Origin of the sequence: Pseudomonas sp. BJP69, assembly GCF_007633355.1 — a bacterium.
Taxonomy (GTDB): Bacteria; Pseudomonadota; Gammaproteobacteria; order Pseudomonadales; family Pseudomonadaceae; genus Aquipseudomonas; species Aquipseudomonas juntendi.
The window spans coordinates 4,383,083-4,394,726 of the sequence record NZ_CP041933.1 but is presented as its reverse complement, the minus strand read 5'-3'; the positions used below and the strand labels follow the sequence as shown (position 1 = coordinate 4,394,726).

The following is an 11,644-nucleotide window of genomic DNA, read 5'->3' as shown; positions in this document are numbered from 1 at the left end:
ATGCACCAAGGCGTTCGCGCGCAAATCCCACAGGAATAATTGGCCCGAAACAAACGTAGGAGCGAGCGCAGCTCGCGATGCGCCGCGCGGGCGGCGCTCGCTCTAACAGGCGCTGCATATCGTCTGACAAACACCTGTCAGCCCTAAGGCGATCCCTGTGGGAGCTGGCTTGCCAGCGATGGGGCCGGTACAGCCACCCTGAACTTCAGCCAGCATTGGCCCGCAACCGAGCCACATCCCGAATGGGCGGCGCGCCGTACAGCCGGCTGTACTCGCGGCTGAACTGCGAGGGGCTTTCATAGCCCACCCGGTAGGCCGCCACCGCCGCCTCGAGCCCGTCGTTGAGCATCAACCGCCGTGCCTCCTGCAGGCGCAGTTGCTTCTGGTACTGCAACGGGCTCATCGAGGTCACCGCCTTGAAGCGGTGGTGCAAGGTCGAGGTGCTGAGGTTGACCTCACGGGCCAGGTCCTCGATACGCAGTGGCTGTTGGTAGTGGTTGTTGAGCCAGGCGATGGCCTGGCAAACCCGGTGGGTCTGGCTGTTCGCCAAGGCGATTTCGTACAGCCGATAACCCTGCGGCCCACGCAACAGGCGGTAGAGGATCTCACGGCGGACCAGTGGCGCCAGCATGGAGATGTCGCGTGGGCTATCCAGCAGGCGCAGCAACCGCAACAGGGCGTCGAGCAACGCCGCATCGGTTTTATCCACGTACAGGCCACGGCCCGATGGCTTGTTGGGCACCAGCATCGGGCCGCTTTCGGCGATCAACTGGCTGATCTCGGCCGGGTCCAGGTCCATGCGCAAACCCAGGCTGGGGTGCTCGGGGCTGGCATCGAGCCGCACGCCGCTCAACGGCAGGGTGACCGAAACCACCATGTAGTGCAGTGGATCGTAGGCATACTGCTCGTCACCCAGAAACAGGCTTTTGCTGCCTTGTGCAAGGATGCACAAGGCCGGTTGCGCCAGGGTAGGGACCGAGCGCACATTCTCGGTGTAGCGCACCAGGTACAGATCCGCGATGGCCGACGCCGGGCCGTGGGGCTCGCCGGCATGGCGGGTAATCAGCTCGGCCAGCTCCAGGCGCTGCAGTTCCAGGGTCGGGTCGGTGGGCGTGGCGATGGTCATGATGCTTTCCTCTGCTGACGGTCGCAGCATAGGTTTGGGCAACGGCCGACGCTAGTCGAAAGCTGCACGTCGCTTGCCTGATCCTGCCGCGCCGCAGGATCAGGCAAGCGGCGAGCAGTAATGGCCTAACGGGTTGCGCGGGCGAACCCCTAACCTTGGCAGCCTGGCTTTTTCGTCCGCTTGCTTCAAGGAGATAGTGCAATGGCCCTAAAACAACCGGTCACCCATCTTGCGTTCATTCGTGCCAGCAGCGGGCGTTCTGCGGAGCTTGGCGCGCGCCTGCGTGACCTGCTTGAGCCGTCGCTGCGTGCGCCGGGTTGCCTGAGTTTCAGCGTACAGCGTTCGCAGGCCGACGCTGACCTGTGGCTGCTCAGCGGCAGTTGGCAGGACCAACAGGCCATGAGTGGCTATTTTGCGTCGCCCACGCTGGAGATGTTCGGTGAGCTGGTGCAGGCGCAGGTGGTCAGCAGCCTCGACTTGCATACATTCGACTGACGGCATGGCCCCTCCCACAGCGCGCGCGCTGGCTGGGGTTTGGGTTAACATGCCGGGCCATGATCAAGCAGGCAGAGAGCAACATGGCACGTAGGGAATTCCCGCAGTTCGAAGCGGTGTCGGCGATGGTGCCGGCCGAAGGTGGTGGCTATCACGCGGCCATCGCAGTCAAAGCCCTGGGTATGGGCGGCGCGCCGCGTTTTCACAAGGTGCTCGACGGCCAGGTGTTCAAGGGCGCCGTGGCCGCCGACGAAGCGGCCACGGCCGAACTGCAGCGCCTGCAAGGCGTTAGCGCTGAGGGTGAGCTGGTCTGGTGATCAGGCCGGCGGGCGGGCCATCTTGAACAGGTTGCCCAGCTCGAAATAGTCCGCCGGGCCACCACCGCGCAAGATAGGTTCGGCTGCCGCGGTATCGTAAATACCGTTCTTCAGCAGGTGGTCGGCAATGTGCACGGCCACCACTTCCCCAAGAATCAGCCAGCTGGGTACCAGCGCCTGGTCGGCCCGCTTGAGCTGGACGATCTGGCTGACCTTGCACTCGAACGCGACCGGGGTTTCGCCCACGCGCGGCACCTTGACCAGGCTTGACGGTGTGGCGGTGAGGCCGCTCAACTCGAATTCACTGACCTCGGCAGCCACCGGCGCACAGCTCTGGTTCATCTGCTCGGCCAGCGATCGCGTGGCCAGGTTCCAGACGAATTCACCGGTCTGCTCGATATTGTTCAGGCTGTCTTTGCGCCCGACACTGCAGAAACCGATGATTGGCGGGATGTAGTTGAAGGCATTGAAGAAGCTGTAGGGCGCCAGGTTCAAGCGTCCCTCGCGGTCTTGCGAAGAGATCCAGCCGATAGGACGTGGACCGACGATGGCGTTGAAGGGGTCGTGGGGCAGGCCGTGGCCTTTGGCGGGTTCGTAGTAATACATTGTGCTGGGCTTACTGGCCCTACCTCCTGGTAGACAAGAAGCCTAGTGTGCCAAGCCTTTGCTTGCCTGCAAATGATCAAGCCCGGCAAAAGCCGGGCTGGGCGCTCGCAGCAGGGATCAGCTGATGCGGTTGGCGCCGGTGCGGTCGAAGCCGTCTTCAGCGAAGCGTTGGCCGCCGGTGCGGTCGAAGCCGTCTTCAGCGAAGCGTTGGCCGCCGGTGCGGTCGAAGCCGTCTTCGGCAAAGCGTTGGCCGCCGGTGCGGTCGAAGCCGTCTTCAGCGTAGCTGGCCGACTGGGTCTGGGCTGCGGCAAAGGTGTGGGCATTGGTCCGGTCGAAACCATCTTCGGCAAAGGCGCCAGTGGCGAAAACCGACAGGGCCAGGGTGAGGATCAGTTTGTTTTTCATGGTCATTGCTCCAGGGATTTGTGGGTTGTTTGTTTCCGTGACTTAAATATTACGCCCAATATGCTGATTAAAAAGCGCAAATATAAGCACTAAATAATCGACTTATTCGATATTTTAAGGTGCTGTAATCGTCGTATAGGCGTTTGCCTGGCCGGGCACGGGTTGGTGCATGCACCCTTCATCAGTCAGCCCGTGAAGGCTGAAGGGTGGCAATTAATAGGGGATTAAGAAGAACACCTGATGCAGATCACCGATGAACGTTTTTTCATCGCTTACCTACCTATTTTTCAGCCCACCAGCACCGTCGGCACCACGATGTCCGACTTCATGGACCCTACCCTGGGCATGGTCTATGCCACCGGTACGGCCCTGCTGATCGGGATCCTGCCGCTGACCTTGGGTACCGCTCTGGGCGACTTCCTGACCAAACCTCATGCGAAGGGCAAGCTGGACTTCGGCACGGTCGGTTCATCGGCCGTGCTGGGTGGCGTGCTGCTGGTACTGGTACTGGTGGCTAGCTGGTACCAGCGTCGTGAACCGCGTCAGGCGCTGGAAATGTCCTGAATGTTGATGCGGTAACGGGTCAATGCTTTCACGCTTGCCCAGCAAACGGCCTTTCACACCCATCCCATGAGCCGAATAGCTCAGCTAATCGGCTCATGGGGCATTAGGGGGCATAAAAAAAGGCGCCCTGCACGTTGGGCGCCCTTGCAGAACGGCCTTACCGGGTCACTCGGTGGTGATACGAGAGTGCTGTTTGGTGTCCTTCATCGTCGCGTACACCAGCAGCGAGCAGGCGATACAGGCGGTGACGTACCAATAGAAGCCGCTTTCCATGCCCGCGCTCTTGAACCACAGCGCCACGTACTCGGCGGTGCCGCCGAAGATCGAAACGGTCAGTGCGTAGGGCAGGCCCACGCCAAGGGCGCGGATTTCGGTCGGGAACAGTTCAGCTTTGACCACGGCGTTGATCGAGGTATAGCCACTGACGATGATCAGCGCTGCCATGATCAGGAAGAACGCCCCCCACCAGGTCTGGATAGTATGCAGGGTGCTGAGGATCGGCACGGTGAACAGGGTACCCAGTACACCGAAGGCGATCAGGATCGGGCGCCGGCCGATCTTGTCGGACAGACCGCCGATCACAGGCTGCAGGCACATGAACAGGAACAACGTGGCGGCCGAGATCGTGGTCGAGTCGCTGATGCTCATGCCCACGGTATTGACCAGGTACTTCTGCATGTAGGTGGTGTAGGTGTAGAAGGCCAGGGTACCGCCCATGGTCAGGCCAACCACGGTCATCAGTTCCTTGGGGTGGCGCAGCAGGGTGCGCATCAGGCTTTCCTTGGCTTTTTCCTTCTTGGTGAACGAGGCGGTTTCTTCCATGCCACGGCGCAGGTACAGCGCGACCACGGCGCACAGCGCACCGATCACGAAGGGTACGCGCCAGCCCCAGGCATACAGCTGCTCGGTGGTCAGGGTCTGTTGCAGGACGATCAGCACTGCCAGGGCGATGAGCTGGCCGGAGATGAGGGTCACGTACTGGAAGCTGGAGAAGAAGCCGCGGCGGTCCTTGCTGGCCATTTCGCTGAGGTAGGTTGCCGAGGTGCCGTATTCGCCACCCACCGACAGGCCCTGCATCAGGCGGGCGATGACCAGCAGGACCGGTGCGGCGAAGCCGATGGTTTCATAGCCAGGCGTCAGGGCGATGACCAGCGAGCCGGCGCACATCAGCAGTACCGAGGCCATCAGCGCGGCCTTGCGGCCTTTGCGGTCGGCGTAAAGGCCCATCAGCCAGCCGCCGATCGGGCGCATCAAAAAGCCAACGGCGAAAATCGCGGCGGTGTTGAGCAGTTGTGCAGTGGAGTCGCCGGCCGGGAAGAAGGCCTTGGCGAAATACAGCGAGAATGCGGCGTAGACGTACCAGTCGTACCATTCGACCATGTTGCCGATGGACCCGCTGAAGATCGACTTCAGGCGGCTGGCGGTAGTTTTTTCTGCGGCAGGCGCAGCGGCCGCCCCAGCGGGCAGGGAGGTGGCGTTATCCATCAGGGATACCTTCTCGTTGTTGTTGTGAAGCGCGCCTGGGCGCAGCTGACACGAGCATTTGCAGAAGGTGTGCCAAACCGGGGCGGGCCGACCTAAACCGGGGCAATAGACCGCTTTGCGGGCACTTCGCCGGCCACGCGCCTGCGAGCCAGGCCCTGAAAGTGCTTTGCATGGGCGGAATTCTGCCTATCGCCAGCCAGTGATAGGCGGAATTCCGCTTATCACTGGCCGGTAAAATCGTCCCGCGACAACCCGTGCCGCTGCATCTTTTCGTTCAGCGTTCGCCGCGGCAGTTGCAACGCCTCCATCACCGCACTGATCGCGCCCCCATGCTGGCGCAACGCTGCACGCAGGCACTGGGCCTCGAACGCCTCCATCTGCTCGCTCAGCGATTGCCCGGCAGGGGCCACCTCGGTACCGGGTGAACCCAGGCCCAATGCATGCCGCTCTGCCGCATTGGCCAGCTCGCGCACGTTACCTGGCCAGTCATGCGCCAGCAGTTGTGCCAGTTGCGCACCCGACAGCGGCGGCGCAGCGCGGCCAAGCCGGTCGGCAGCAGCGCGGGCGAAGTGGTCGAACAGCAGCGGAATGTCTTCGCGTCGTTCGCGCAAAGGCGCCAGGCGCAACTCGGCAACGTTCAGGCGGTAGGCAAGGTCTTCACGGAAGCGCCCGGCACGGGCCTCCTCCAGCAAGTCGGGCTTGGTTGCGGCGATGATGCGCAGGTCAACGTTGATACTCTGGTTCGCCCCCAGGCGCTCGAGCTTCTGCTCCTGGATCACCCGCAGCAGTTTGGCCTGCTGGGCCAGCGGCATGCTTTCGATTTCATCGAGAAACACCGTGCCGCCGTCGGCATATTCCAGCTTGCCGACGCGCTTGCCCTGGGCACCGGTGAAGGCGCCGCTCTCATGGCCGAACAGCTCGGCCTCGAACAATGCCTCAGGAATGGCCGCGCAATTGAGCGCCACGAATGGCTTGGCCGCGCGTGGCCCGAAATCGTGGAGGCAGCGGGCTACACGTTCTTTGCCGCTGCCTGTCTCACCGCGGATCAGCACATTGACCGGCAGGCTGGCCAGGTCCAGCACCTGCCGCCGCAGCAGTTGCAGGCCCTGGGACATGCCCAGCAGCGTGCCTTCCAGGCGTGACTTGAGGTCGGCCTGCTCGTGCAGGCGGCGGTTCTCAAGCACCAACTGGCGTTTTTCCAGAGCCCGCCGCAGGCTGCCCAGCAGATGTTGCGGGGTGAAGGGTTTTTCCAGGAAGTCATAGGCCCCGTTGCGCATGGCCTCCACGGCCATGGGGACATCGCCGTGGCCGGTCAGCAGGATCACTGGCAGGTCGGGGTCGTCCGCCTGCAGGCGTTCGAGCAGCTGCAGGCCACCCATGCCGGGCATGCGCACATCGCTGATGATCACACCCGGGAAGTGCTTCGGCAGCTGGCTCAGGCAGTCTTCGGCGCGGGCAAACAGCTGCACGTTGAAACCCGACAGGCTCAGCCATTGCTCGACCGCTGTGCGGATACTGGCTTCATCGTCGATGACGATCACTGAATTGAACATGCAGGCTCCAGATCTTGGGGCAGGGTAAGGCTCAGGCGCGCACCGCCAGACAGGTTCTCGGCCTGCAGCTGGCCGCCGACCTCATGGACGATACCGTAGGAGATCGCCAGGCCAAGGCCCAGCCCTTCGCCCACGGGCTTGGTGGTGAAGAAGGGGTCGAAGACTTTGGCCAGGTCGGCCTCGGCTATGCCGCCACCGGAGTCGAGCACACTCAGGCGCCACCGTGCGCCATCGGCTTCGATGCGGATCTCCAGGCGCTTGTAGCGTTTGTCGGCCATGGCGTCGAGGGCGTTGCGCAACAGGTTGATCAGCACCTGTTCCAGGCGGATAGCATCGCCCCGTACCCAGGCCGGGCGTGCGAGGTACAGCGCGACCTCGACCTCTTCGCTACGGATACGCGTTTCCAGCAGGTGCAGTGCCTGATCGACCACGGTGGCCAGGTCCAGGCGCTCGCGCAAGCCCACCGGGCTGTTACGGGCGAAGGTCTTGAGGTGACTGGTGAGCGCGGCCATGCGCGTGAGCATCTGCTCCAGCGGCTCGAGTGCCTGCCGCGCTTCGGCAGGCCGGCCATTGTCGAGCAGCAGGCGCACGGTTTCCAGTTGCATGCGCTGGGTCGTCAGCGGTTGGTTGATTTCGTGGGCCATGGCCGCCGACATCTGGCCCAGCGCGGCCAGTTTGGCGGATTGCACCAGGCCCTCCTGGGCGGTACGCAGCTCGCGGGTACGTTCCTCGACCTGGCGCTTGAGCTCTTCCCGGCTGCGCTGGCGCAGCCGTGCCAGGCGCAGGCGCTGGCTGATGAACAACGCCGCGAACACCAGGCTCAACCATACGGCAGCAGCGCCGAGGGCGGCATTGCGGCCGTCTGCCGCCACCTGCGGCTTGCGCAGCAGGTGCAAGGTCCAGCCTTCGCCTGCCAGCGGCAGGCTTTCCCACAGATACTCGGCGCTGCCGTCGGGGCCTTGCACGCGGCTGAGGGTGCTGTTGGCAGCGAAGCGCGTGAGCACCTGATGGTGCAGCGGCACCAGCGGCTGCTTGTCGTACTGGCGTGTTTCGGCGAGTTCGGCACGGTCGGCGCCGCTCAGTGGCTGCAGCTCGCGGTAGCGCCAGCCGTCCTGGTTGGCAATGAAGGTGATGCCGCGGGCATCGCTGACCAGCAGGATATCGCTGCCCTGGCGCCATTCGCGTTCCAGCTCCGGGAACTCCAGCTTGACCACCATGGCGCCGAGAAAACGGCCATGTTCGTCGTTGACTGCGCTGGCCAGAAAGTACCCCGGTACCCCGCTGGTCACGCCAACGGCATAGAAGCGGCCCGTACCCTGGCTGCGGGTTTGCTTGAAGTAGGGGCGAAAGCCGTAGTTGGAGCCGACGTAGGTGCTGGGTAGCCGCCAGTTGCTGGCTGCCACGGCCAGGCCGGTGTGGTCGAGCAGTTCGAGGGTCGAAGAGTTGGCCGCACCGTTGATACGTTCGAGCTTGCGGTTCAGGGCGCCTTGCACCGTCTCGCTGACCGGGCCGCGCAGGGCGTCGATCAGTTCCGGGTCCAGCGCCAGCACGGCCGGCAGGGCCCGGTAGCGGTCGATCAGCGTATGCAGGGTATTGGCGTACAAGCCCAGTTGCTGGTGGGCACGTTGTGCGTCGTTTTCCATGGCCTGGCGCTTGGCCTGGTGCATCGCCCAACCGGCACTGAGGGCAGTGCCTAGCAGGATCAGCAGGGTAATCAGCCCCAGCCGCAGGGCGCGAAAGGAAAAGGGCATGGCGCGGATCCGGGTCATTGGGACATCGGGGCTGGCCCTTACCCGGGCTTGCCCGCCCCCACGTGTGAGTACCTGTGGGAGCGGGCAAGCCCGCGAAAGGGCGGTACAGGCGACCGTTCAGTTACAGCAATTCAAAGCTCTGCTGCTGCACCGCCTGGGAGTCGAGCCCGACCTGGACATTGAATTCCCCGGGCTCGGCAACCCGCTGCAACTGGCCATTGTAGAACTTCAGGTCTTCCTCGCTGATGCGGAAGCTCAAGGTGCGCGTCTCACCGGGCTTGAGCATCAGTTTCTGGAAGTTCTTCAACTCTTTGACCGGCCGGCTCATCGATGCCGAGACATCCTGCAGGTACAACTGCACCACGGTCTCGCCTGCCAGCTTGCCGGTGTTCTTCACCGTGACCTTGGCTTGCAGCGTATCGCCGCGCTTGAGGTTGTTGGCCGACAGCGTCAGGCCCGACAGCTCGAAGCTGCTGTAGCTCAGGCCGTAGCCGAACGGGTACAGCGGGCCGTTGGGCTCTTCGAAGTACTGCGAGGTGTAGTTGCCGGGTTTGCCTGGCGTGAACGGCCGGCCGATACGGGTGTGGTTGTAGTACATCGGGATCTGCCCGACCGAGCGCGGGAAGGTGATGGCCAGCTTGCCGGACGGGTTGTAGTCACCGAACAGCACGTCGGCAATGGCATTGCCGCCTTCGGTACCGGCGAACCAGGTTTCGAGAATGGCATCGGCCTGTTCACGTTCCCAGCTGATCGACAGCGGGCGGCCGTTCATCAGCACCAGTACCAGTGGCTTGCCGGTCGCCTTCAAGGCCTTGATCAGTTCACGCTGGCTGGCAGGAATCTCCAGGGTGGTGCGGCTCGACGACTCGTGGGACATGCCGCGGGACTCGCCAACCACGGCCACTACCACGTCGGCTTGTTGCGCTGCCTTGACCGCTTCATCGATGAGCACCGCAGCGGGGCGCGGGTCGTCGACGATTTCCGGGGCATCGAAATTGAGGAAGTTCAGGTAATCGAGGATGGCCTTGTCGCCGGTGATGTTGGAGCCTTTGGCGTAGACCAGTTTGGCCTTGCCTTCCAAGGCGCGGCGCAGGCCTTCGCGTACGGTGACCGAATGCGCCGGTTTGCCGTCGGCGGCCCAGCTGCCCATCATGTCGATCGGGGCATCGGCCAGGGGCCCGACCAGCGCGAGGGTGCCGGTTTTTTTCAGCGGCAGGGTCTGGTTGTGGTTTTCCAGCAGCACCAGGCTACGACGCGCCACGTCACGGGCGGCTTCGCGGTGCAGACGGTCGCTGCCGTAGTAGTCTTTCAGGTCGGTTTCGGCCTTGCCGATGCGCACGTACGGGTCCTTGAACAGGCCCATGTCGTATTTGGCCCCCAGCACTTCGCGCACGGCCTGGTCCAGTTCGTGCTGGCTCACCTCGCCAGACTTCAGCAGGCCTGGCAGTTCCTGGCCGTACAGGGTGTCGTTCATGCTCATGTCGATGCCGGCCTTGATAGCCAGCTTGGCGGCTTCGCGGCCATCGCGGGCGACGCCATGGCGGATCAGTTCCTGGATGGCGCCATGGTCGCTGATGGTCACCCCCTTGAAGCCCCACTCCTTGCGCAGCAGGTCGTTCATCAGCCAGGTGTTGGAGGTGGCCGGCACACCGTTGATCGAGTTCAGCGCCACCATGACGCCCCCGGCACCGGCATCGAGTGCGGCGCGGTAGGGCGGCAAGTAATCGTTGTACATTTTCGGCAGGCTCATATCGACCGTGTTGTAGTCGCGCCCGCCCTCTACTGCACCGTACAACGCAAAGTGCTTGACGATGGCCATGATGCTGTCGGGGTTGGCCGGGCTGCTGCCCTGGAACGAGCGCACCATGACCTGGCCGATCTTCGAGGTCAGGTAGGTATCCTCGCCGAAACCTTCACTGGTGCGGCCCCAGCGGGGGTCGCGGGCAATATCGACCATGGGGGCGAAGGTCATGTCCAGGGCGTCGGCCGAGGCTTCGATGGCGGCGGTGCGGCCCACTTTGGCCACCGCGTCCATGTCCCAGGTGGCGGCCATGCCCAGGCCGATCGGGAAGATCGTGCGCTCGCCGTGGACGGTATCGTAGGCGAAGAACATCGGGATCTTCAGGCGGCTGCGCATGGCCGCATCCTGCATCGGCCGGTTTTCCGGCGCGGTGCGGGAATTGAAGGTACCGCCAATGCGGCCAGCGGCGATTTCCTCGCGAATCTTGTCGCGCGGCATTTCCGGGCCGATGCTGATCAGGCGCAGTTGGCCGATTTTCTCGGCTTCGGTCATCTGGCTGACCAGATGGTCGATGAAGGCCTGCTTGTCTTGCAGGGGCGGGGCGGAGGTGGCGGCGAGGGCCGCCTGACTGGCAAGGCCCATGGCCAGGCCCAGCAAAGACAGTTTCATCATCAGTTCCGTTGTGGGGCCTCTGCCGTATCCAGGGTGGTACGCGCGCGGCCGAAGTTTTCAGGCGGCTATTGTTGTACGATTTGCAGGCAATGCTTCCAGCGGCCGATTATGCCTGAATATGTCACCCGCGGACGAAGCCCCGTATGCCGGGACAACAACTATAAGAAAGCGCAGAGACCGACGGCATGACCCCTTTTGACGAGTATGATCAGCGGCAGATTGCCGAAGCCATAGCCCGTGCCGAGCGGCACACCGACGCCGAACTGGTGACGGTACTGGCGCGGCGTGCCGACGACTATGCGTATTGGCCGCTGCTTTGGGCTGCCGTGCTGGCACTGGCCGTGCCGGGCCTGCTGCAGTGGCTGCTGGGCTGGCCGGGCGTGCGTGGCTTGTTGGTGGCCAACATGCTGCTGTTTGTCGGCTTGTGCCTGCTGCTGCGCAGCCCGCGCCTGGCCGGCTGGCTGATCCCCCGGGTGCTGCGCCGCTGGCGTGCTTCGCGCCTGGCGCACCAGCAATTTCGCGAGCTGAACCTGCAGCGTACGGCGGCTGGCACGGGGGTGCTGATTTTTGTCAGCGAGGCGGAGCGGCATGTGGAAATACTGGTTGACCGCGGCATCGAGCACTGCCTGGATGCCAGCGCTCGGGCGGCACTCGTCAGCCGGCTTGCCGAACAGGTGCGCCAGGGGCGGACCCTGCAGGGTTTTGTCGAATGCATCGAGGCCTGCGGCGAGTTACTGAGCGAGCAGGTGCCACCGACCCATGCGCGTAACGAACTGCCAAACCGCCTGGTGATTCTCGACTGAGGCATGCAGGCGCGCACTTGGATAAGGGCAGGCAGTTAGGGGCTGCTGTGCAGCCCATCGCCAGCTCCTATTGAACAATACATAACTTGTTGATTCAGCCGGGCCCATGTGGGAGCGGGCGCGCCC

10 protein-coding genes and 1 pseudogene are annotated in these 11,644 nt (G+C 63.5%); 4 read left to right on the top strand and 7 right to left on the bottom strand.

The features are described from left to right. Positions 1–205: 205 nt before the first annotated feature. Positions 206–1,126 (bottom strand): AraC family transcriptional regulator, encoded by a 921-nt coding sequence (locus FPB55_RS20565; RefSeq protein WP_029884879.1) that lies wholly within the window; start codon positions 1,124–1,126, stop codon positions 206–208. Between the two features lie 201 nt (positions 1,127–1,327). Between FPB55_RS20565 and FPB55_RS20560 the strand changes: the two genes are divergently transcribed. Beyond that, on the top strand, positions 1,328–1,621 hold the full coding sequence (locus FPB55_RS20560; RefSeq protein WP_009683091.1) for an antibiotic biosynthesis monooxygenase family protein: 294 nt from the start codon (positions 1,328–1,330) through the stop codon (positions 1,619–1,621). A 59-nt stretch (positions 1,622–1,680) separates the two neighbouring features. Further along, on the top strand, positions 1,681–1,938 hold the full coding sequence (locus FPB55_RS20555; protein ID WP_009683090.1) for a hypothetical protein: 258 nt from the start codon (positions 1,681–1,683) through the stop codon (positions 1,936–1,938). On the opposite strand, the gene FPB55_RS20550 is transcribed toward FPB55_RS20555, so the two are convergent. Together FPB55_RS20550 and FPB55_RS20545 are read right to left on the bottom strand one after the other, a co-directional pair. Next, positions 1,939–2,544, bottom strand: coding sequence for a flavin reductase family protein (locus FPB55_RS20550; protein WP_009683089.1), 606 nt, complete (start codon positions 2,542–2,544; stop codon positions 1,939–1,941). A 117-nt stretch (positions 2,545–2,661) separates the two neighbouring features. Next, positions 2,662–2,949, bottom strand: a complete 288-nt coding sequence (locus FPB55_RS20545) for a hypothetical protein (RefSeq protein WP_144189173.1) — start codon at positions 2,947–2,949, stop codon at positions 2,662–2,664. Positions 2,950–3,243: 294 nt separating this feature from the next. Between FPB55_RS20545 and FPB55_RS20540 the strand changes: the two are divergent. Continuing rightward, positions 3,244–3,513 (top strand): annotated as a pseudogene (locus tag FPB55_RS20540) (hypothetical protein); the annotation flags it as partial. A 165-nt stretch (positions 3,514–3,678) separates the two neighbouring features. On the opposite strand, the gene FPB55_RS20535 reads toward FPB55_RS20540, so the two are convergent. From FPB55_RS20535 to bglX, 4 genes are all read right to left on the bottom strand, one after another. Beyond that, positions 3,679–4,998: an MFS transporter gene (locus FPB55_RS20535; RefSeq protein WP_009683086.1), complete on the bottom strand. Its 1,320-nt coding sequence runs from the start codon at positions 4,996–4,998 to the stop codon at positions 3,679–3,681. Positions 4,999–5,219: 221 nt separating this feature from the next. Beyond that, positions 5,220–6,551 (bottom strand): sigma-54 dependent transcriptional regulator, encoded by a 1,332-nt coding sequence (locus FPB55_RS20530; protein ID WP_115294663.1) that lies wholly within the window; start codon positions 6,549–6,551, stop codon positions 5,220–5,222. Continuing rightward, positions 6,536–8,302 (bottom strand): ATP-binding protein, encoded by a 1,767-nt coding sequence (locus FPB55_RS20525; protein WP_144189171.1) that lies wholly within the window; start codon positions 8,300–8,302, stop codon positions 6,536–6,538. Before FPB55_RS20525 ends, FPB55_RS20530 begins: the two co-directional genes overlap by 16 nt. A 121-nt stretch (positions 8,303–8,423) precedes the next feature. Then, entirely contained in the window at positions 8,424–10,715 is a 2,292-nt protein-coding gene (gene bglX / locus FPB55_RS20520; protein ID WP_115294661.1) for a beta-glucosidase BglX, read from the bottom strand. A 185-nt stretch (positions 10,716–10,900) separates the two neighbouring features. Between bglX and FPB55_RS20515 the strand changes: the two genes are divergently transcribed. After that, on the top strand, positions 10,901–11,518 hold the full coding sequence (locus FPB55_RS20515) for a TPM domain-containing protein (RefSeq protein ID WP_009683078.1): 618 nt from the start codon (positions 10,901–10,903) through the stop codon (positions 11,516–11,518). Positions 11,519–11,644 lie beyond the last annotated feature (126 nt).